We start from the raw sequence: 466 nt of genomic DNA on the forward strand, positions 1-466 counted from the left end.
GCCATGAACACCTTGGCCCCGGAGTTCAGCGCGTTGATGACCATCTTCGGGTCGGTCGGGCCGGTGATCTCCACGCGGCGATCCTGCAGTGCGTCCGGCAGCGGGGCCACGCGCCAGTCGCCGTCCCGGATCTCGGCGGTGTCCGCGCGGAAGTCCGGCAGGCCGCCGCCGTCGAAGAACGCCTGGCGCGCCACCCGGGCCTGCAGCCGGCGCTGGCGCTCGGGCTCCACCGCACGGTGCAGCGACACCAGCAGCGCCAATACCCCCGCCGGCAGCAGCGCGGACTGGCCGGCGAACTGGGTGGTGAGGGCGATGCCGGGCGTGGCCGGGGCATCGGCGGGGGTGGGCTGGGCAGTGGCGAAAGCGGCGACGGCGGACATGGCGGGCTCCTGCAGTGCGGTAGGGCCCCACCGTGCGCTGCCGTACCGTATTTGACAAAACAGTTATCGCAATGCTCACCATAAGG

At 71.7% G+C, this 466-nt stretch carries 1 pseudogene; it reads right to left on the bottom strand.

The annotated features are described in order from the left end of the window. A pseudogene (locus tag AC1DN0_RS41445) lies at positions 1-380 on the bottom strand (malate synthase A); the annotation flags it as partial. Positions 381-466: the final 86 nt, after the last annotated feature.

It is taken from the genome of Cupriavidus sp. 05N39 (genome assembly GCF_056397325.1).